Annotated in this window: 19 protein-coding genes; 11 read left to right on the top strand and 8 right to left on the bottom strand. The window is 35.9% G+C overall.

All coding sequences use genetic code 11. The features are described from left to right. Window positions 1–104: 104 nt before the first annotated feature. The 3 genes from GX311_07920 to GX311_07910 form a co-directional block, all read right to left on the bottom strand. Window positions 105–542, bottom strand: coding sequence for a hypothetical protein (locus GX311_07920; GenBank protein NLK16307.1), 438 nt, complete (start codon window positions 540–542; stop codon window positions 105–107). Between the two features lie 282 nt (window positions 543–824). Further along, entirely contained in the window at window positions 825–2930 is a 2106-nt protein-coding gene (locus tag GX311_07915; protein NLK16306.1) for an HDIG domain-containing protein, read from the bottom strand. A 58-nt stretch (window positions 2931–2988) separates the two neighbouring features. Continuing rightward, complete coding sequence (locus GX311_07910; GenBank protein ID NLK16305.1) at window positions 2989–3861, bottom strand: nucleoside phosphorylase; 873 nt, start codon at window positions 3859–3861, stop codon at window positions 2989–2991. A gap of 44 nt (window positions 3862–3905) precedes the next feature. Here GX311_07910 and GX311_07905 point away from each other — a divergent pair, with 44 nt between their 5' ends. The 9 genes from GX311_07905 to GX311_07865 all read left to right on the top strand — a co-directional run bounded on the left by GX311_07905 (window position 3906) and on the right by GX311_07865 (window position 11847). Further along, window positions 3906–4781: a universal stress protein gene (locus GX311_07905; protein NLK16304.1), complete on the top strand. Its 876-nt coding sequence runs from the start codon at window positions 3906–3908 to the stop codon at window positions 4779–4781. A 35-nt stretch (window positions 4782–4816) separates the two neighbouring features. Next, window positions 4817–5230, top strand: coding sequence for a hypothetical protein (locus tag GX311_07900; protein NLK16303.1), 414 nt, complete (start codon window positions 4817–4819; stop codon window positions 5228–5230). A gap of 96 nt (window positions 5231–5326) precedes the next feature. After that, window positions 5327–5851, top strand: coding sequence for a hypothetical protein (locus GX311_07895; protein NLK16302.1), 525 nt, complete (start codon window positions 5327–5329; stop codon window positions 5849–5851). Between the two features lie 130 nt (window positions 5852–5981). Further along, the gene (locus tag GX311_07890; protein ID NLK16301.1) at window positions 5982–6911 is read left to right on the top strand and encodes a hypothetical protein; all 930 of its coding nucleotides are present in this window, start codon (window positions 5982–5984) and stop codon (window positions 6909–6911) included. Between the two features lie 40 nt (window positions 6912–6951). Further along, entirely contained in the window at window positions 6952–8052 is a 1101-nt protein-coding gene (locus GX311_07885; protein NLK16300.1) for a hypothetical protein, read from the top strand. A 539-nt stretch (window positions 8053–8591) separates the two neighbouring features. Further along, complete coding sequence (locus GX311_07880) at window positions 8592–8864, top strand: hypothetical protein (protein NLK16299.1); 273 nt, start codon at window positions 8592–8594, stop codon at window positions 8862–8864. 101 nt (window positions 8865–8965) lie between these two features. After that, a complete protein-coding gene (locus GX311_07875; protein ID NLK16298.1) occupies window positions 8966–10129 on the top strand; it encodes a TPM domain-containing protein in 1164 nt (387 codons plus the stop codon). Window positions 10130–10192: 63 nt separating this feature from the next. Continuing rightward, complete coding sequence (locus tag GX311_07870) at window positions 10193–10390, top strand: hypothetical protein (protein ID NLK16297.1); 198 nt, start codon at window positions 10193–10195, stop codon at window positions 10388–10390. A gap of 50 nt (window positions 10391–10440) precedes the next feature. After that, window positions 10441–11847, top strand: a complete 1407-nt coding sequence (locus tag GX311_07865) for a bifunctional metallophosphatase/5'-nucleotidase (protein ID NLK16296.1) — start codon at window positions 10441–10443, stop codon at window positions 11845–11847. An 88-nt stretch (window positions 11848–11935) separates the two neighbouring features. Here GX311_07865 and GX311_07860 read toward each other — a convergent pair whose 3' ends face one another. Both GX311_07860 and trxA read right to left on the bottom strand, forming a co-directional pair. Next, on the bottom strand, window positions 11936–12439 hold the full coding sequence (locus GX311_07860) for a hypothetical protein (protein NLK16295.1): 504 nt from the start codon (window positions 12437–12439) through the stop codon (window positions 11936–11938). Window positions 12440–12998: 559 nt separating this feature from the next. Then, complete coding sequence (gene trxA, locus GX311_07855) at window positions 12999–13367, bottom strand: thioredoxin (protein ID NLK16294.1); 369 nt, start codon at window positions 13365–13367, stop codon at window positions 12999–13001. A gap of 206 nt (window positions 13368–13573) precedes the next feature. Between trxA and GX311_07850 the strand changes: the two genes are divergently transcribed. Next, on the top strand, window positions 13574–14983 hold the full coding sequence (locus GX311_07850; GenBank protein ID NLK16293.1) for an HD domain-containing protein: 1410 nt from the start codon (window positions 13574–13576) through the stop codon (window positions 14981–14983). Window positions 14984–15145: 162 nt separating this feature from the next. Here GX311_07850 and GX311_07845 read toward each other — a convergent pair whose 3' ends face one another. Both GX311_07845 and glmM read right to left on the bottom strand, forming a co-directional pair. Next, entirely contained in the window at window positions 15146–15442 is a 297-nt protein-coding gene (locus tag GX311_07845; protein ID NLK16292.1) for a hypothetical protein, read from the bottom strand. Between the two features lie 25 nt (window positions 15443–15467). Next, a complete protein-coding gene (glmM, locus tag GX311_07840) occupies window positions 15468–16853 on the bottom strand; it encodes a phosphoglucosamine mutase (GenBank protein NLK16291.1) in 1386 nt (461 codons plus the stop codon). A gap of 73 nt (window positions 16854–16926) precedes the next feature. On the opposite strand from glmM, the gene GX311_07835 reads away from it, so the two are divergent. Next, on the top strand, window positions 16927–18378 hold the full coding sequence (locus GX311_07835; GenBank protein ID NLK16290.1) for a pseudouridine synthase: 1452 nt from the start codon (window positions 16927–16929) through the stop codon (window positions 18376–18378). 130 nt (window positions 18379–18508) lie between these two features. Here GX311_07835 and GX311_07830 read toward each other — a convergent pair. Then, on the bottom strand, window positions 18509–21207 hold a 2699-nt coding region (locus tag GX311_07830), incomplete at its 5' end, for a hypothetical protein (protein NLK16289.1).

Raw genomic sequence — 21207 nt, 5'->3', positions numbered from 1 at the left:
AAACGGTCGCTGATTTTATCGAAGCGACCATCATGAAGAGCTTAAGTTGACTTCGACAAGTTCAACAACAGTCGAAGCAACAACTTTTTTCTTTTAACTAACAGCTATCTGTCAATTTTACTTTTCTTTCCGTCGTGGGAGATTTTTAAATCAATATCGTTATTGAGTTCTACGTCATAACCCCGTCTCTCTTTTTCCCACTTTACTACAAAATTGTTGGGATAATTTGCTTTTACATGGTCTTGAACTACTTTGGGGATAACACTTTCGGGCAAAGCTTTACTGTCTGAATTAGAGTCGATTTTAATTACATCCATCTTATTATTAAACTCCAAATCTGTGTCATCACTAAGTTCTACTTCGTAGATAACTCGCCCATCGTCAAAATCTTTTTCAAATTTAGCAATGGGATTATCAGGGAAATGCTTTGTTACATACTCAGTAATTTTTTGAGGTATATTTTGTTTGTTTTGTGCAAAAATTGTGTTTCCTGATGCAATCATAACCAAAGTTAAGAAAAGAGTGAATGTTGTTTTTTTCATTTTTTGTAATATTTAATTTTAATTTAATATGAAATATTAAAAATTTAAAACTATACCTTAATCAGATTTTATAAGGTTTTTATTTATTAAGTGAACAGATTTGTTTGCAGCTATCGCAGCGAGATTCCGAAGTAGAGTTTGATTTTTTAAAAAAACTCCAAATCGAGCGTACCACCACAAAAGCTGTCAAGCCAAGAATTATGAAGACTAAAATATTTTGCCACATAATTTCCTCTCTATTTAGTTACATACAATTGTTAACGACAAAAGGCACGCCAAAGTCTAATTGTTATGTTGTTCCTGTACCTCTTCGGGGTATTCTATTCTGGCATGGTAAATATTAAACAGTTTACTTTTAAAAATTTCTTTGGCTAAAGTGATGTCGTTAAACGTAATATCTGCGTGTCGTAGCTGTTTTGCGTTGATTATACCGTTTACAGTTTTTTCAATCAACTCGTTTAACGACTCTTCGGTAACAACTTTAAGGCTTCTACTTGCAGCTTCAACCGAATCGGCTAACATTACTACCGCCATCTCCTTAGATGAAGGTGTTGGACCTTGGTATTGAAATTTTTTAACATCTGTTTTTTCGTCAGGCTTAAGGTTTAGTTGTGAACGATAAAAGTACTGTACAATTCCATCGCCATGGTGGGTTTTAATGAAATCAATAATTGGTTTTGGTAGATTATATTTTTTTGCAATTTCAACGCCTTTTTCAACATGTGAAATAATGATTTTTGCACTCTCTTCAAATGAAAGTTGAGAGTGAGGATTGTACCCACTTAACTGATTTTCAATAAAATACTGTGGCATATGCATTTTGCCAATATCATGGTACATTGCTCCTGTTCTTGCAAGCAAAGGATTTCCTCCAATTTTCAGGATAACATTTTCTGCCAGATTAGCAACTTGCAATGAGTGTTGGAAAGATCCGGGAGCCAGCTCGTTAAATTTTCTAAGTAAAGGATTGTTCGATTCTGACAGCTCAACTAAAGTAACATCTGACAAAAACCCAAACATTTTTTCAAACAGGTATATCAGGGGATAACTCCACAAAACTAAAAGGGAATTTCCTCCAAACCATGCAAACTTCATCCAATCAATTTTTGACACATCGCCGTCTTGCATTAGCGATATTGATATGTAAACCAATGCATAAGCTGAAAAAACGCTAAGTGCAGCAGAAAAAATTTGGCTTCGTTTATAAATTGAAGTAAGGGAAAAAACAGCAACAATCCCAACAATAAACTGTGTGAACACAAACTCGTATGGATTTGGTAAAAACAAGCCCATTATTACAGTTAGTGCTGAGTAAATGAGTATTGCAAAGCGGGCATCAAAAAATACTCTTATTAAAATAGGAACAATAGCAAATGGAATAAGGTAGATGTCAATGCTGTCACCCTTTGCAACAAAGTGCGCGACGGTAAGTGAAATAAGTGATAAGAAGATAACAAAAACCAATTTTGAATTATACTGCAAAAGCTCTTTCCTAAAATAGACCATAAAAGATATTAACAGTATTGCAGAAATTAGTGATGTTAAAAAACGACCAACAAAAAGCCATATCTGAGTGGCATCTTGCCTACCACGACTTTTATATTCAGCTTTTAGCGACTCTAAAACAATATACTCTTTTTGAGTAATAACGTCTCCCTTACTAACAATACGCTGTCCTTTTTGAACCATGCCGCGAGAGAGAGACATTTCGTCTTGCATTCGTTGTAGGTTCATTTTAGTTAGGACAGAATCGAAATCAACCGAAGAGACTTGGGTCAATGATTGAGGAATCAGCCTTGTCATTGTTTCTACCCAGGGTTGAGTACCGCAAATATTTTGAGCCATTTTTCTAAATTGGAATGTTCCAAGCCTCTTCTGAGGTATCTCTTTGCCTAAATATTCACTCGCAAGGTTGTTATTCATAATTATAACACTCCTGTTTAGGTTGTCTCCCGTGAAAGCGGTGTCGGTTACTCCATTTGCTAGGTACGACTTATAATTTGTTACCAAATTTAAAATTACGGAATCGATATTTTCAGGGACATCGGCAAGTCTCTGATTTTTGATTAAACGCAGCGCCTTGTGAATTTGATTATGTAAAACCCTAATCGAGCTGGTGATTTTTATAGTATCGATACTAAAAAATAGTGGATAGTGTTTATCTAAACTATCTCTCTCCCTTTTTAATTCGGCTTCGGTTTTATATATCGGAAAATTAAATGGTGCAATTAAATCTTCGTCAAACCAAGGAGCACCTTCTCTGAACTCATATCTAAATGAGCGCTCACTGGGAAGTAAAGCAAAAATTATAACTGTTGTAATTGCAATAAGTACAAATTGGAGAATTGTCGATTTATATTTTCTATACCATGCTTTATGTGATGCCATACTCTTAATTTTTACTTTATTAATAACAGCAAAAATTTGTCATTAGCTATACGATACACTATGCTGTAAATCTATCAAGTACTGTTTTTATCAATTTAACGATATGTTGTTTATAATCAGAGCTATACTCACCTCTTTGTCGATTCGCAATTATGTTACAAATTGTTAATGCATTATGATTCAGCAATTTGGACAGTCCGTAAATAGCACTGCACTCCATTTCATAATTTGTAATTTTATTAGAATCGCACGCAAAAGAGGCTATTTTGTCATTAATGTTGCTATCTGCAATCGGGAGTCGCAAAACACGTCCTTGTGGTCCATAGAAGCCCGGAGCTGATATGGTTATGCCTTGAACCATATCGAAGGCAACTTTGTTAAGAAGAAAATCAGACCCTTCAACAAAATATGGTGTTGCTAGTAGCTTATTCCATTTCATGTGTTCTAAGAAAGCATTTTCTAATTTAAGCAAACTTACTTTGTTTCTATCGGCATAAAAATTTAACAAACCGTCAAAACCACACCCTATGGTAGCAGCAACAGGAGTGTTTACAGGTATATCAGCCTGAAGTGCACCCGAAGTGCCAATTCTGATAAAATTAAGAGTCTTGTGTTCGGATTTTGCCTCTCTTGTTTTTAGGTCAATATTTACCAAAGCATCTAGCTCGTTGATTACTATGTCAATATTATCGGTGCCTATCCCTGTTGAAATTACAGATATTCGGCGTTCTTTGTATGTCCCTGTATGTGTTCTGAATTCACGATTTTGTTTTTTTACTTCAATTGTATCGAAAAAATGGGAAACTACAGGTACCCTATCTTGGTCGCCTACAAGGATTATTAGATCTGAAATATCTTCGGGTAAAAGATTTAAATGATAGATACTTCCGTCAGGATTTAAAATTAATTCAGATTGTTGTATTTGTCTCATAATTTTGTAGATTTGTAGAAATAAATCTCAAAATTACTAAAAAAATGAATCAATCCACTATTAAAATATTAGTTCCGATCGATTTTTCCGATCAATCCTTTTCAGGATTAAGACAGGCAAAATATATTGCACAAGGCAGAGATGTTAAGATTATCGCACTGCACGTTGTTAGGGAAAATATGCCCCCATGGAATATTTTTGATGAGAGTGATAAAAAAATGTATGTCGGGAAAATTCACGAAAAACTTAGAATACTTTCTGAAGCAGAAAAAATTAAAGCAGAGCAATTTTCTACACTCGTGCTGTTTGGGAAACTTTGCGACACCATTTTATTAACATCTAAAGAGACGGAAGCAGACTGTATAGTTATGGGAACGACAGCTGCAACTAATATAAAGAAGAAAATTATCGGTAGTAATGCTCTTAGAATCGTTGCGGAATCTGATATCCCTGTAATTACAGTCAAAATAGGCTGTGAAACAAAAAATTTCAACAACTTAATTCTTCCATTAGACTTGGCAAAAGAGACACGCGAGAAAGTTCCACTTGCTATTAGATTTGCAAAACTTTTAGGTTCAACTATAAAAGCTGTTTCCTTTGTCTCAACCTCAGATGAGAAAGTGATTACAAATCTGAAAAACCAAATGGCATTAGTAGTAGATTTTATTGCCTCAAGAGAAACACCATGCACGGGAGAGGTTATCCAATACAGTGGAAAATCAAGAAAACAGAAAATGTTGAATTACTCTAAAGAAAATCCTGGTATTATATTGATAACCACACATCAGCAACCTGAAATAATAGGGGTTCTATTAGGTTCATTTGCAGCTGATATTGTTAATGGTGCCAAATTTCCTGTAATGAGTATTATTCCAAGTGGTATAATACAATATGCTTCTAAAATGCCCGGAATCCAATAATAATTTGTTTTAATAATAACCAAAACCAAAAATAGATGACACCAGAAGAATTAGGAACTAAAATGGGTGATATTGCCGCACAAGCATTTAATTTCCTCTATGACAACCTTGTTAAATCGCCTAAAATAACGGCTAATTTGAAAAAGAAAGTGAAGCTCGAACGTGAAAAAACGTTTGCTCAACTCATCCCGTTGATAAAGCAGTATCGCACATTTGGCGAGGAGGATGCAACTGAGATAAGACGAATTATGGCTCTTCAATATTTGGAAGGAATGAATGGTAGTGAAACTGAGATATATGAATTAAATAGTGTTGTGGGTACCATTTTTGAAGGAGATGATAAAGATTTTATGATGGATACAGTAAGTCTTTTTATGATACTTGAATTTTTAGATGAGCATGATGATGAGGATTCACAAACATTGTATAAACATGTTGGATTGCTATAAGATGAGTGATGCTAAGCTATTGAGTTTTTGTTTGAGTTGAAACAACTCATAAACTTAACATCTAACCTAAATACTAATCAATAAAAAATGTGCAAAATGAAAAAGATTCTGACAACAATGGTTATAGCGGTAACAGCAACTGCTATCTCATGTTCAGGTGAAAATTCAGGTACAAAAGAGAGAACCCCTGAAGAAATTGCCAAATTAAGCCCAAAAGAGTTTGCTAATGATTTCAATGAAATTTGGGTAGAAGGAATTGAACAGTTAAGTGCTTTATTGGATAAGTATCCGCAGCTCAATGCTGATTTTGACAAGGAAAGCAGCGAAATAGTTGATGCCACCATTTACAAAGTTGTTAAATACGGTGCATTCCTTGATGGAATAACGGAAGAGGAAAAGTTCAATTATCTCCTTGCTTGTCAAACATTTCCCACAGTAGATGGAGCTGATGTGCTCACTCCATTTATTGAAAAACTTAACAGCCGATTCGAGGAGTTTATGGAATATAACCGCGATGTGTACTACAATACTGCCGAGATAAATGTATTGCCTATGTACTTGAAGTTTGATGATTTAAGAGAAAATCATCCATACAGAGCGGAGAAATACGGTATTAAATAAGTAAAAAGGCAGAATTTGAAAGTAGAAGTCCGAAGAGCAGTTTTTGGGCTTCTATCTTATGTTTATTGTTATTTTAAAAACCAAAAAAATGCTTTGAGCTCCTTTTATTAATTTAATTAATTCCAACAATATGAAAAATTATTTTAAACTACTGCTACTTTTCCTGTTTTTTGCTCTATTGAGTTGCGTAGGAGGACAAACAAAAAGCAATGAACAGACAGCAGAACAAGTGACTGAACAGATCGAGACTGAAACAGAATCGGCACAACCTGCACTTTACCAATTTGCTATCAGCAACAAAGTTGGAAGTAAGTTTCTTGTCAGGTTAGATGAAGAATCGAGCGAAATCGATTCCCTCAACGAGCTTAAATTTGCCATACACAATGGCAAAATCTATCGCGTAAAACTTATAGGCAAACAACCCAGAGATGAGGAAAACGACATCTACAGAGACAGTTACGAAAACTTCGACAATCTTCGTGGTGCCATATTTGAGAATTTAGACGGCAAAATATTGCCACCCGATGCAAGTGAGTACGCAACAGTGTGGGAAACGATATTACTTGTTAATCAGAGCTATTTAGATGAAAACCAACTTATTTCGTTTACACAACCCGAAGATATTGAAGAGGCAAATGAAAGCACTCTTATGGCATTGGAAAAACAGTTTGGACGAAAAGTAATGAATGCACAGAAGGTAATCTCCTACGGGGGAAATGGTCAAAATTGTTTCTTTTCAGCTCAATTTGAAAACGTAGGTAACCAAGCTTTAGGTGTATATATGACTGAAACAGCAGATGAAAAACGCGCCTACATTGAATTTCCCTCAACATTTGAAGAAAGCGAAGATGGATATGCTATGAGTGTATGGCATGTTGACGACGACGGGCAGTTTATGCCACCAGACATTTCTGCTGTGTTCCAACATGGGGATTCGTACATATTCTTAATAAATGATTTAGCAGCTGAATCAACCACTACATTTTTCGTTCGACAGTCGGGTGATAAACTTATCGTGGACGAAGAAAGCAAATATAGCAGATACACATCGCCATTTTAGATGTAGTTGAGATATTTTAAAATTTATAAATACAGACAATATGAAAACATTTGTATTTACCATATTTCTTGCATTCGTGATTGCAAACAACGGAGGGGGACAAATAAACAGTGATGCTAAAACTCAAAAAGCTCAGCAAACAACATGTGAATATGCCATTAGCGACACAACTGTAAATTTAACAGACGTAATTGGTGAAGTAATGGTTGCGTTTGGGGATGCGATGATTGCTTTTGGTAATGTAATGTGTGCGTTTGGCAATATGGTAGAGATACTTGTTGATGACGTGGCATCCATGGCTGATGAGGTGAACGTAAAAACACTCTTTGATTTGCTTCCTCCTGATGCCTTTCTGCTTCTGCCTTCGGATAAGCCTGTCGAGTTGGAAAAATATATTAGTGTATGTGATTTCAGAAATGGATACCTCCGGTTGGAATTTGAAGACCAGAGCAGTTGGGAAATGTGCTATTGGAATTTAAAAGATGGCAATAAGTTGATTGCAACCAGTCGCATCGGAGGTTACTCTTTTTATCTCTATAGTGACGGGAAAGTAGAACCTACAATAAAGTTTGGAATAGAAGAAATGCAACGTTCGTTGGAAGAAAGTATTGCCATTAACTATAGCGACAATTGGATTACATGTCATGTCCCTCGTCGAGGAACATCTGTTTTTCTGGATATAAACGGATTGGAAATGCAAATTTATAAATGGCAAAACGAGCAATTTGTGCGTCTGAACGAATATCCTACCCAGAACAGTACACACCAGCAGTTAGTTAAAGGCTTTACTGCTGCACTAAACGCTGCCGATGTTGACAGATGTATGCAGTACATTTTGCCGAGCTACGTGTCGGAACAATGTATGGGCATATTCGAAGGAGATAAAGAACAATTTTTGTGCGATTTAATTGCAGGCGAAGACGAACAGGGGTTTATTAAACCAAGCAAACTAAGCGACATCAAAAAAGCAACATACCGTTACACACCCGATGACGGATTTGCCAATCATATTATATTAATAGAGCTAAAAAACGGGCGTTCTTATACCGTCTATCCAAGTTTGGAGACAGTTGAAATTTTGAATGGCGAAACAGGTGAATCAATAAGAGCAACACCTTACATTACGGGAGGAGTAGGTTGATTAAATGAGTTAAATAAAAGTTGCTATGCCATGTGTGGCAGGGAAATTTGAAAAGGCTGATTATCAAAAATTTAATTTGTCATTAGGTGAGTATATGGATAGTTTAGAGTTGGCGATGTATCGTTGATTTATAATTGTGTTTTTAAAGAAAAAGAATTATGGAACTTATACTTGAAGATGAATCTACATCCGCCAACAGCATGAAAAATTGCCATAAAATCATGTTGGATATTTTTGGTAGCGATGTTCAACTTGTTGAATATTGGGGACCTGTTCAAATGTGCGTTTTTTATCTGGAATACCATTATTCGCCCTGCGATTACAAGATAATCATGGAATGTGAACGCGGTTTTATTGTTATAGAAGTACAGAATAAAGCCGGTGATGTTTTCTGGCCCTTAATGATATTTCCCAAAGCTAATTATTTTCATTATGCAGACGTAGAAAAGGATGTTCGGCAACTTGTAGAGTTGACTCACAAAGCGATAAAAGAAAATCTGATTATTTTTGAACCGGTTGGTACAACAAAATATTCGGATTTGACATGTTTACATTGTTTTGATATCAAAGAAGTTCATAACTTTATTTCACCGGAATTGTATGAAGAAACCATAGAATATATTAAAGAACTGATTGAAAAAGAAAACTTTATCTTCGTCGAAGGCAACTGCGCTATAGGAGAACATAAGAAAGACGGATATTGGATTGAAGATATTATTTATCATGTTATAAAATGTCCGAAATGCGGCTGGGAATTCACCTGTATTGTAAACACCTACAAAGGTAGCGGTTCATTTACAAGAGGAAGATAAATTTGCAATAAAAGATGAAAGTTCATAAAAATTCGAGGTTGAATGTAATATGAATGAGATAAAATTGTATGAAAATAAAGAGGTTGCTCTTTATGAAAAAAATGAAAAGCGCAACTAATTATATAGTTAAAAAAAGTTTTGTATCTCTTTTTCTAATCTTAGGATTAGTTTGTTCAATCGTAGGTCAAAAATCATTTGCCAGTAAGGATGTTGTGCGTAGATATCGTGTAGAAGATGTGCCAAATGTACAACTTCAAAATGCTACTCGTTACTTAAGTGCCCATAAGAGTTTTATTGCAGAAGCTCATCGTGTTGCAATAGACAGTATTGCTGCTGCAATACGTGATACATTAGACGTAGAAGTGTCGTTAGTGGTGTTGCCAAATTTCGACAATAGTAAGTACTCTTCTGCTCGCGACTTTGCAAATCAGTTATTCAACACTTGGGGCATAGGTAACAAAGAAACAAACCGAGGATTGCTCATTTTGCTTATTTTGGAAGAGGACGATAGAGAGATAGTTTTTGAAACGGGCTATGGACTTGAAGGAATATTGACAGACGCAATTTGCAAACGAATTCAAACACAAATAATGCTACCCTACTTAACCGAAGCCAAGTACGGCGAGGCACTCGAAGAGGGGCTTAAAGCAGTGCAAAAGCTTCTTGTTGACCCCAACAATAAGGAAGTTTTTAGAAATAGTGATGAAGAGTATCTTCTGCCCGTGTTCATTTTTTTAACGTTATTGGGGGTGGTATTAATAACTTTTAGGCATTTTAGAAGACGGAGAGAAGTGAATAGTGGAAAAAATGCTTTTCAAAGGCGCATCAATTATGAACCATTTGATAGAGATGCGTTAGCTGCATATTTTTTCTTTTTTCCACACGTAATTATTCCTTATCTTTTATTTGTCATTATTCCGTGGCGTATTAGCTTGCGTAGGGGGCTGATTTGCGAATCTTGCCAATCGAGGGGCAAGATGAAGCGTGATAAGGGTTTGAAAGTAATATCATCGGAGCCAACAACGGAAAAATATATCTTTATACGCACTGAACGCTATACTTTTACCTGTAAAAAGTGTGGGTATCAACACTTTGAAGATATAACATATCGTATCCTGCAATATCCGGAAAGAGTTATAGATTGGGGCGATAGTTCATCTAGCGATAGTTCGTCAAGTAGTGATTCATCATGGAGTTCTTCGAGCGACAGTGGCTCTTGGGGAGGCGGTAGCAGTGGTGGCGGAGGTGCAAGCACTAAGTTTTAAATCAATTAAAAACGATGGATGTGTCTAAAAAATCAGAAGATTTAAACATAAAATAGAATATCAATGAAAGTAACAGTAAATAAAACCGAACTAACTATATTTCAAGGTGCTACCGTTGCCGACGCCTTACGTGCCTATTACACCCAACAAAAGCAAAAAGCACCTTCACCCTTGCCTGAAGTTGAAGACATTTACGGTAATAGCGTGGCACATGACGGAGCACTTACTGAAGGAAATCAATTAATAATTAAAGAGAAATGAACAAATTTTTATCAATTTTAATTTTATTCCTAGTATTCACAGGCTGCGGAATGAACAAGAGAAAAAGTCAAAAAACAGATACAGAGAGAGAAGTCGTTATTCTGGCGGTAAACGATATACACGCCAATATAGACAATTTCCCACGATTCGCATTTATGGTTGATAGCCTGCGTGCTATATATCCCGATATGCTGTTAGTATCAGCGGGCGATTACCAGACAGGAAATCCCGTTAACGACCAGTATCACGAAAAAGGGCGACCTATGATCGAACTTATGAATTCTGTGGGATTTAATCTTTCTGCAGTAGGTAACCACGAGTTTGATGTGGGGGTAAAAACCTTTGAAACACATACTAAAAGTGCATATTTCGACCATATATGCGCAAATTTGATTTTACCTGAAGGTATGGAGTTTAATATAAAACCATACAAAATCATTACTTTGCCCAATGGCTTAAAGGTTGGTTTCATTTCGGTATTAGCCCTAGGTTCAAACAATCTGCCAGAGTGTCATCCTGATAATTTAGTAGGTTTCAGTTTTACCAATCCGTTTGAAACTGCACAAAAATATCTGTATCTGAAAGATAGTACCGATTTGCTGATTTATATAAATCATTTTGGATTTGAAAACGATGTTAAATTAGCAAACACTTTTCCGAAAGAGGCAGTAGATCTTATTATCGGTGGTCACTCGCACACTAAAGTTGAAAAAGAGCAAATTCATAACGATATCATGATCACCCAAGCTGGAAGAAGATTGGACTACGCTACGCTTATTCGCTTTACTGTTTATCCTGATGGACAACTAAATCGTTCCATGCAATTGCTTACGATAGGACAATCAGGCAATGAGAAAGCTGATGTTCGTACCATGGTTGATAAGTATAACAGCAACCCAGAAATGATGGAGGTAATTGCAAAAGCTCCATTTGACTTTCGCACTACCGATGAGCTCGGCTATTGGATGGCAGATGCATTGAAAGCTACCGCCAAAACCGAAATAGCGGTAGTTAACAAAGGAGGTGTACGTATTGATTACCTTCCCGCGGGTGAAATTACCCGTAAGACAATTTTTACCATCGACCCATTTGGTAACCAAATTGTGACGGTAACCCTTACGGGGTATGAGTTAAAGGCGTTTATTAGCAATATGTTCGGGCAAAATGAATATAGCTTGATGTATCCGTCAGGAATACATTTGAACTATGTCGTTGGAAAAGAGGACAATAAATTGATAGATTTAGAACTCTTAAACGAAGATGGAACACCGTTAAACATGGATAAAACCTATAGTGTGGCTACAAGCTCATACGTTATAACTACTGCAGACTTCCAGAGGAAAGACTCCGGGAAAACTCTATCCGTCACTACATCTGAGGGATGGATAAAGTGGCTGTTAGAAGAAAAAACAGTAAAGAATTATCAGGAAGTAAAGCGAGTATTTATCAACGAATAAGCAATTTTTGCATTAGTCAAACCATTAAGAAATTAAGAACATTTAAAATTTAATGTTTCTTAATGCCTTAATGGTAAAAAAAATAAAATCAGCGGTTGCGAGCTTTTTTTCTATCAGCTTCGATTTGAGCCTTTGTTCTTCTATTTCTTCTTGCAGTTATTCTCGGAGGTAAGAATGTTAAACGCTCCCTATGATGAGTGTAAACGTGCTGTTTTACCATATTCCAACTGCCAAATGTTTTAAGAAATGGAGAAAGTGAAATATCATAATAGTTTTTAAATTCTCTGTAAGTAGGCATTTTTTTTACCTTGTTAGCAACATCAATAAAAGCATTAACAATCTCATTTTTATCTACTTCACTATAATAATCTGATGGCAAGAGACTTTTGTTGGGTTTTAAGCCAGCATCTTTTATGGCACTATTCCATTTCTTGTACAGATAAATTATTTGGCCATAAGTGATTTTTGCGTCCTTAATTTTTTTGTAATCTTTCTTGGTTGGGGTCTTACCTATCAGTTCACTAATCCTTATAAGCTCTGATTTGGCAAGAGCTTTCTTCTCCTCTGTTGACATTGATATGTACTTTTTCATTCTATCTGGTACTTTTTGTGTTTTTAATAATATTAGAACTCTAGTTTTGTGGTTCCCAATATATCAACGATTTCTATAGAGTCAATAATAATTACCGTTAATTGGCTCGCACAAATAAGATTTTATTTTAGTATGCTTATATTTTTTGGCTTAAGGTTATGCAACCATCAGCTTTACAATCTCTCAAATATGTGTCAAATTCGGGACGACACGTTTTTATATCTTGCTAACTGTTTCAAGTAGACAGCGAACAACAAGCAGTTATGTTCGTTTTATGAAAGTTGGAAACTGTAATATCTAACAGTTTCCTACTCAACGCAAATATAAGAAATTCATTTGAAAAATGCAATTTCTTGTTAAAAATCTGATTTTCAAATATTTGTGTTTATTGATGATTTTTTCTTCCGGTTCTTTTTTATCAACTGTATTTAATAAAAAAGCAGCAATTTGATTTTCGATATAGTAATCAAATCGCTGCACAGAAATTAGTTGTCCGCAATTATGCGAAAAAGACAATTACTCTATTGTTTAAAAAAATTACTTATTGTTGTTTTCGTATTTATTTTTCAGGCTCCTTAACTTCCAATATATCAGCAAAAGCCCTTTTTAACGTCTCTTTTGGAAGTGCACCTGCTGCCATTTGTGGCTGTCCTTCTAATGGAACAAAAAGTAGTGAAGGAATACTTTGTATACCAAAAATTGCAGAAAGTTCCCGTTCTTTTTCAGTATCCACTTTGTATATATTGAGTTTACCATTATACTCTTTCGACAACTCTTCCAACACGGGAGCAATCATTTTGCACGGACCACACCAGTCGGCATAAAAATCAATTAAACAAGGTTTTGAGCCTTCAAATTTCCAATCTTTATTCTTTTCAAAATCAAAAACTTTTGTTTTGAAACTTTCTAATGTCAAATGTTCAATCATGGTTTTATATATTTACATATTTAGATATATGGTTTTGTCAAAAAATGTGCCAATTTAATTTTCGAGATATAAAACTAAATTTTAGCACTATCTTATGATTGAAAAAAAGCAAATTTTAAGTAAATTATGTTTTAAGTGCAGTTCTTTGTAACTTTGCACTCTCTTTGTATAAATATTGTGACAGTTTGTCATTAATTTGATTTAAAATGCAATTCGATTTATCTCACAAATTATTTGAAATTATAAAAAATGTATCTGCTCAGCAAAATGTTGAAATATATGTTGTTGGGGGATATGTTCGTGATTTAATCTTGAAGCGCGAAAACAAAGACATTGATTTTGTAGTTGTTGGTAATGGTGTTGACACAGCAGTTGAAGTTGCCAAGGCTATAAGTCCGAACATAGAGGTAACTCAATATAAAAACTACGGCACAGCCATGTTTCGTTACGGCGATATTGACGTAGAATTTGTCGGTGCCCGAAAAGAGTCATATAATCGTAATAGCCGTAATCCAATAGTAGAGAGTGGCACACTCGCAGATGACCAAAACAGACGCGATTTTACAATTAACGCAATGGCTATTAGTATGAATTCTAATGACTTTGGAGAGTTAATTGACCCTTTCGATGGTGTTGGAGATTTGGAGAGAAAAATCATAAGAACGCCACTTGACCCCGATATTACATTTAACGACGATCCATTGCGAATGCTGCGTGCCGTTAGGTTTTCGACTCAATTGCGATTTATGATAGAGGAAAAATCGCTCGAGGCAATTAAAAAGAATGCAGAGAGGTTAAATATACTTTCTAAAGAGCGTATTAGCGACGAGTTAAACAAAATAATAATGGCTGAGCGCCCCTCAGTAGGTTTTAAAATATTGTCGTTGTCGGGGTTGCTAATACATATTTTACCAGAATTGGAAAAGCTACGTGGTGCAGAATCTAAGAATGGGAAAAAGCATAAAGACAATTTTTATCATACTCTGGAAGTCCTTGATAATATTGCCCGCACCTCCGATAATCTCTGGTTAAGGTGGGCTGCCTTACTACACGATATTGCCAAACCAAACACAAAACGATTTGACAATAACCTTGGGTGGACTTTTCACGGACACGAACATGTTGGAGCACAATTAGTTCCGACAATATTTAAACGCCTGAAGCTACCAACAACACAAAAAATGAAGTATGTTCAAAAGATGGTAGCTCTGCATATGCGTCCTATTGTTTTGGCGCAGGACATTGTAACAGATTCAGCCGTCAGGCGGTTGCTTTTTGAAGCTGGCGATGATATTGACGACTTGATGTTGCTTTGCGATGCGGATATCACATCTAAAAATCCCGAAAAAATATCGAAGTATCTCGAGAATTACAGATTAGTAAGGCGTAAGTTAGTTGAGATCGAAGAGAAAGACAAAATAAGAAATTTCCAACCTCCAGTAACGGGCGAAATGATAATGGAAGCGTTTTCACTTCCTCCATGTAAAACCGTTGGCGATATTAAAGATGCCATTAAAGATGCCATTATAGAGGGCAAGATAGAGAACACTTACGAAGCTGCGTGGGAGTTTGCTATTCAAAAGGCTGGGGAGCTTGGGCTTAAACCTCAGGAATAGTGAGTGGTTGTTGGAGGAAATAAGCAGACCGCTTAAGAAATGTTATTTCGCACTATTTACCGATTCAACTAATCCATCGGGATTTTCACAACTAATTATGTATCTCTTTTCCTGAGTGGCAATTTGAGCTATTTTAGATATTTAACTGTATATATTAATTGGCTACTCCAATTCGTTATATTCTTTATTTATTTTGGCTTGTTTTTTCATCCACCATTTCATAATAAGCCCCCAAGCAAGTCCACAAATCAGCCATATTGGTACTCCAATCAAAATTCTTTTCTGAGAAATTTCCTTATTTTCAATCAACGGGAAGATAATTTCCATTGAGATAAGCATAAATAGACCATAGAAAAGTCCTGACCTTATCCATTTTTTTGTTGTGTTATTTTTCTCAATTTTTTCGAGATTTAAGTTTTTATCTCCTTCCTGTTGTTTGTCTTTAATAGTATTGTCCATAATATTTAAATTAAGTAGTAAAGCCTTAATGTTTTAACCCCACAGAATCAAGCACTTTGCCTATTAAGTTTTTAACCGTCTCTTCGCTTTTGGCTTCGGCGTATATTCTAATTATTGGCTCTGTATTCGATTTTCGTAGATGTACCCAACCGTCTTTAAAATCAATTTTAACGCCATCGACAGAGTTAATGTTTTCACTTTTAAAGTTTTGGGCAGCGGTTTTTAAAATATTATCAACGTCTGTCTCGGGGTTTAGGTCAACTTTCGTCTTCTCCATAAAATAGAGAGGTAGCTCCTGTTTTATTTGACTAACGGTTTTGCCAGATTTTGAAAGGTGCGACAGAAATAGAGCTATTCCCACTAAAGCATCGCGCCCATAGTGTAGCGGTGGATAAATAATTCCTCCGTTGCCCTCGCCACCGATAACAGCATTGGTTTTTTTCATCATCTCTACCACATTAACTTCTCCAACCGCCGCAGCTGTATATTTTTGTCCATGTTTTGCCGTAATATCGCTCAAAGCCCGCGATGAAGAGAGATTTGAAACGGTATTGCCCGGTGTATGTTGTAAAACGTAATCGGCAATTGCAACCAACGTGTACTCTTCGCCAAACATCACGCCATGCTCGTCTATAAAAGCTAAGCGGTCAACATCGGGGTCAACCACAATGCCCATATCGGCTTTTTTTGCCTTAACAGTTGCTAAAGTTTCGCCTAAATGCTTTTCCAAAGGTTCTGGATTGTGTGCGAAAATTCCATTTGGCTCGCCATTCAGTACAACACACTCAACACCAAGCTGTTCTAATAGTGGAGGAATAGCAATTGAACCAACGCTGTTTATTGCATCAAAAACAACTTTATATTTTTTTGATTTTATCGACTCAACATCTACAAGAGGCAGTTTTAAAATAGAGTCGATATGGTGTTGTGTAAAATCAAAAGTCGAGTATTTACCTAATTTATCGTATGTTGCATACTCAAAGTCGGAGTTTTCGATTAGCCTTAAAAGAAGATTTCCCTCCGCACCACTTATAAATTCGCCTTTTGAGTTCAGAAGTTTCAGTGCGTTCCATTGAGCAGGATTGTGCGATGCCGTAATAATTATGCCTCCCTGCGCTTTGAAATGCGTTACAGCCATCTCTACGGTGGGAGTGGTTGCAAGCCCTAAGTCAATTATATCAACGCCACAAGCCATTAGCGTATTGGAAACTAACTGTGAAACTATTGGACCAGAGACTCTTGCATCGCGTCCGATGACCACTTTTCTTGTTTGAGTTTGGTGCGGTTCTTGCTCCGATAACCAGCGAGAATAAGCTGAACTAAAATTAACTATTTCTATGGGAGTTAGTGAGTTGCCGGGTTTTCCGCCTATAGTTCCCCGAATTCCTGAAATTGATACAATTAATGCCATTGTTTTGATTATTTTTGTAGCCGCAATTTACGAAAAAAGTTTGTCTAAACGACATAGAAAAAATATATAACATATGAAGTACCAAAAAGGCGACCGTTCGGGTCAAAGCAGAAGATCATCGAATGAGAAAGGTCGGGGTTCTGAAGAGAGAAAAAGAAGTAATAGTAGTCAACAACAGTTTAATTTTGATGATCCTGATTTTTGGGATAATATCGAAAAAGAGTTGGATTTTGAAGAGAGTGGCGATTTCAGTAAACCTGATAGACGAGATTTCGGTTCAGAGAGAAGAAGGGATAAAAAAAGAGACTTTTCTGACCGAAAGTCTGAAAGGAGTGACTCTGGAAGGAAAAGAACAGATGGCAGGTCAGAGAAAAACGTAACAAAAGATAGACGCTCTGATGAATTTAGACGAGATAACAAAGAAAGACGAGATAATTCAGACAGACGATTTGATAGGAGAGAGAGACATGGTAATTGGGAAAGATATTCAGAAGGCTCTGATAATGACCGATATAGCAAGTTTGAAACACACAGAAACAGAGGATATAAGGACAGAAAATTTGATAGGGAGGATAGGAGAGAGGGTAGTCCCAAATTTACAAGACGAAGAGATGAGGATTACAACGAGAAAAGAAAATTTGAAAAGAGAGAGGGTTACGAAAAGTCGCGCAGATACTCTGACAGAGAAAAATCCTCTGATTATAAATCAGATAGAGGCAAACGAAGTGGCAGAGATGACAGAAGAGGTTACTCAAAACCCGACTTTAACGAAGAAAAGCCGTTCCAAAGCAAAGAAAAAGAGATAAGATTAAACAGATTTATTTCCAATGCGGGAGTCTGTTCAAGGCGTGATGCAGATGACTTAATCCTAAATGGAGAAATTAAAGTTAATGGTGCAGTTGTAACAGAGCTTGGATTTAAAGTTAAACTTAGTGATAAAGTTGAATATCGCGGTAAAGTGCTTGATCCTCAAAAGAAAGTGTATCTACTACTAAATAAACCCAAAGACACATTAACAACCTTTGATGACCCCGAAGGACGCAGAACTGTTTATGATATTATAAAAGGCGCAACCAAAGAACGAATTTATTCGGTTGGTCGCCTTGACAGAAATACTACAGGATTACTACTGTTCACAAACAATGGCGATATGGCAACAGCGTTAACACACCCTTCAAGCAATATAAAGAAGCTGTACCATGTAGTTTTAAATAAAGATGTTACGCTCGAAGACTTCGAGAAACTTAAAAACGGTATTGAGCTTGAAGACGGATTTATTGTCGCTGACGATATCAGCTACGCTAACGATGCAAACAACGAAATAGGCATTGAAATTCATAGCGGTAGAAACAGAATTGTCAGACGAATGTTCGAAAGCTTGGGCTATGAAGTAGTAAAGTTAGACAGAGTGGTCTTTGCAGGTCTTACCAAGAAAAACTTACCACGCGGAGAGTGGAGAATGTTAACTCCCAATGAAGTAACACATCTGCTAATGTTAGTAGGAAATACGCGTAAAGGCAATTAACAATTAACGACGAGTGGTTAAATGACTGATTGTTAAATTAATAGCAACAACATTTAAATCGTTGATTGCTTCCCAGACACACGAGTTTTGGGCTTTAGCCCAAAAAGTAATTGCACATTGTTCATTGCTTTTATAGTAAAGTTCTACGTTCTAATGATAATAGCCAATTCGTAAATTTATCGTAGTTTTTCGACATTATTTGAAGCAAAAACAGACTTTGGTCTTTGTTGTAATTGCTGATAACAAATTTTGTTAACTTGTTATAATTATCTTTTTCTAAAAAATGTTGTTTTACAGAAAAAAATATATCTTTTGGTTTAGAAGTACTTCTTTTCCCTTTTAAGAAATTCAGTGCTCTTTGTTTGAACTTTTCACGTTCAAAAGATTGTTTATAAAAAGAAGTTTTAACATTATTGCTCTCATCAACCAAATATAGTAAATCGAGAGTTGCAAGATTGACAGTTTCTTCGTTGTCGCTTTTAAAGTCAGGTATTAGTTTTGAAACAATTTTACTTTTCAGTTTTAAAACATTGTTGTATTTAGTTGTTCCTTCGATAAGTGCGGCAACGAAATCAGACCAGAATTTTGCCTGAACAATACTCGGTATTCCCAACGCATTGCCAATAGGGGAGAAAGCTGTAGCAAATGGCCACGCTATAATGCTACGGAACAAGTTACCTCGTATAGTGGCTTTGTCGAATCCTCTTAGATAGTTGTGTGATGCCAAGTAGAGTCCGTTCGTCATATTAATAAAGAAGAACTTAACGCCTTCGTATACTGCTCCACTATGTTCGAATACCCATATCAGGTCGAATTGATCTTTTACAAATCCAAGTATTGGAACTGAAAATCCTGTCCAAAAAAGTGAATGTGCAAGGTTAGCCCAGTTGATATTTTGAGATTGCCATGATGTAGGTATTAATCCGTTGCCGGAAATAACATCTACAAATATGTTGCGAGTTCCTGTAATAAAAAACCAAAGGCATGCATAACTAGCACCAAAGTACATATATGCCGGAATAAATCCCAATATGGCAAAAATTAGATTTTTGATAGTTGGATTTAGGTAAGTCCATGCATCTGTCAGTTTTATAGGCTTTTCTGTTTTTTCCTCGCCAATTTGATGTTTTGCCTCAGTGTCAACTTTACCTAAACATATTATGTTAGCCTTCTCTTTTGGTTTTAAAGTTGATTTTGGAATAGGAGAATATTTATGAACCAATTGTGAAACATCTTGAGGTAAATTGTAATGTTGTTTCTTAAAATATTTACGTTGTTTTTTTTGCAACTGGTTTTCTGTAACAAAGCCCATTCCTGGCGCAAGCGTTGAACGCCCTGTTGCATCACTACCAATGGCAGGAATTAAGTTCTTTTCTTTCAGGTGTAGTAATGCTTTATCAATCTTTTTATCACTGTATGTTAAATTGTTCTTATTGAGGAATTCTGTAATTTCATTTTTGTCGCATTTGTTCATCAAACCAATAAAATTGGTAAGAGTTATAAAATCGGACTCTTTAGCTCCAATAGTGTCGTAAATATTAAAAACTTCAGTGTGTGAAAAGTACTGACAATACTCTATAATAATGTCAATAGCTGCTTGTAATCCATGTTCAACGGGCTGAATAAACTTAATACTTCCACCTGTTTTATTAATAATCGAATGAACAGCTTTTAGATCATCTACTGCTGTTTCAGTATCGAGGCGGTCAAATTCAGAAAAATATTTAATTCTAATCAGTTCAGGGTCTAGTTCGTCATAATATTTTTTGTTTTCGTTGTACTCAGCTTCTATCCCTATAATTTGTTGCTTTGTAAATTGTTCGGGAGCCAATTTGATACGCCTTCTTAATGCCATTAAACGCAATGCACGATTTTCTATTACCTTTCTTAACTGAGGATAAACGAGTTCGCCGAGTTGTCTTGAGGAGAAAATTTTGTTGACGTCAGATTCAGAATTATTTGTCAGTTGAATAGGCTCTAAATAATATATTGAATCTGGCTGATAGTTTTTGTTTATTACCGGTAAATATGTAATGTTGAAGTGATCTATAAGACGTTGTACTATTTTTCTTCTACGCTTATCATTTTTACTTAACTGTTCGCTAAAATCAGCTAAATCACCGGAACAGGTTTTAATAAAATGTTTGAATTTTTTCTTGTCGCTCGCAAACTCCGGTAATATGTATATAAAATGAAATTTCTTATCGAAAACAACGGAAGAGAACTCAATACCAATATTAATTTTGATACCAAGAATTTTCCCTGCTTCGAGCACCTCTTCAACTGTTTTTTCGTGCTTAAAGTTTGTATAAACAACAGTTAATTCCGAAATACCTTTTATAAAAGCATCTATTATTAGTTGCATTGGCGATTTTCTACCATAAGAAGTGTGATCGTGCACGTGGAAATCCCACCCCATTTTAAGATCTTTGAGTTCTTCTCCGGTTTCGGGTACTTCAATGATATCGAATCTTTTGAGTAGTTTCCTAATTACTCTTGGATGCCCGAATGTTGACGTTGTAAAATCGCGCATAAGTTCAAGCTGGACTCTTTTATTGTTGCGGGTCTTAGTAACCTCTTTCATTAGTGCCAACTGAACACGTGCAGTATTTAACGGCATTTTTAACGAACCGGAATAGTTGATATTCTCCTCAAGAAGCTTTAATGCGTTAATTCGTCTGTTGTAACTTGCTGAATCTAAGTCTTTCGTTATTTTCAAGTAGGACTCTACAATTGTTGTGCGTCTTTTCTTAAACTCTTTTACAAATCCCTTAGGATTGGAATCAGGATAAAATGTTATGCTTTCGGGTAGGTCAATCCTGAAGTTTA

It is taken from the genome of Bacteroidales bacterium (genome assembly GCA_012519055.1).
GTDB lineage: Bacteria > Bacteroidota > Bacteroidia > Bacteroidales > Salinivirgaceae > JAAYQU01.
Note: the sequence above shows the minus strand (reverse complement) of the source record. Positions and strands in the feature narration are given on the sequence as shown.

Excerpts from the sequence above, each read along its gene's own strand:
- GX311_07920 (NLK16307.1), bottom strand. The coding sequence starts at position 542 with ATGAAAAAAACAACATTCACTCTTTTCTTAACTTTGGTTATGATTGCA.
- GX311_07915 (NLK16306.1), bottom strand. The coding sequence starts at position 2,930 with ATGGCATCACATAAAGCATGGTATAGAAAATATAAATCGACAATTCTC.
- GX311_07910 (NLK16305.1), bottom strand. The coding sequence starts at position 3,861 with ATGAGACAAATACAACAATCTGAATTAATTTTAAATCCTGACGGAAGT.
- GX311_07905 (NLK16304.1), top strand. The coding sequence starts at position 3,906 with ATGAATCAATCCACTATTAAAATATTAGTTCCGATCGATTTTTCCGAT.
- GX311_07900 (NLK16303.1), top strand. The coding sequence starts at position 4,817 with ATGACACCAGAAGAATTAGGAACTAAAATGGGTGATATTGCCGCACAA.
- GX311_07895 (NLK16302.1), top strand. The coding sequence starts at position 5,327 with ATGAAAAAGATTCTGACAACAATGGTTATAGCGGTAACAGCAACTGCT.
- GX311_07890 (NLK16301.1), top strand. The coding sequence starts at position 5,982 with ATGAAAAATTATTTTAAACTACTGCTACTTTTCCTGTTTTTTGCTCTA.
- GX311_07885 (NLK16300.1), top strand. The coding sequence starts at position 6,952 with ATGAAAACATTTGTATTTACCATATTTCTTGCATTCGTGATTGCAAAC.
- GX311_07875 (NLK16298.1), top strand. The coding sequence starts at position 8,966 with ATGAAAAGCGCAACTAATTATATAGTTAAAAAAAGTTTTGTATCTCTT.
- GX311_07870 (NLK16297.1), top strand. The coding sequence starts at position 10,193 with ATGAAAGTAACAGTAAATAAAACCGAACTAACTATATTTCAAGGTGCT.
- GX311_07865 (NLK16296.1), top strand. The coding sequence starts at position 10,441 with ATGAACAAGAGAAAAAGTCAAAAAACAGATACAGAGAGAGAAGTCGTT.
- GX311_07860 (NLK16295.1), bottom strand. The coding sequence starts at position 12,439 with ATGAAAAAGTACATATCAATGTCAACAGAGGAGAAGAAAGCTCTTGCC.
- trxA (NLK16294.1), bottom strand. The coding sequence starts at position 13,367 with ATGATTGAACATTTGACATTAGAAAGTTTCAAAACAAAAGTTTTTGAT.
- GX311_07850 (NLK16293.1), top strand. The coding sequence starts at position 13,574 with ATGCAATTCGATTTATCTCACAAATTATTTGAAATTATAAAAAATGTA.
- GX311_07845 (NLK16292.1), bottom strand. The coding sequence starts at position 15,442 with ATGGACAATACTATTAAAGACAAACAACAGGAAGGAGATAAAAACTTA.
- glmM (NLK16291.1), bottom strand. The coding sequence starts at position 16,853 with ATGGCATTAATTGTATCAATTTCAGGAATTCGGGGAACTATAGGCGGA.
- GX311_07835 (NLK16290.1), top strand. The coding sequence starts at position 16,927 with ATGAAGTACCAAAAAGGCGACCGTTCGGGTCAAAGCAGAAGATCATCG.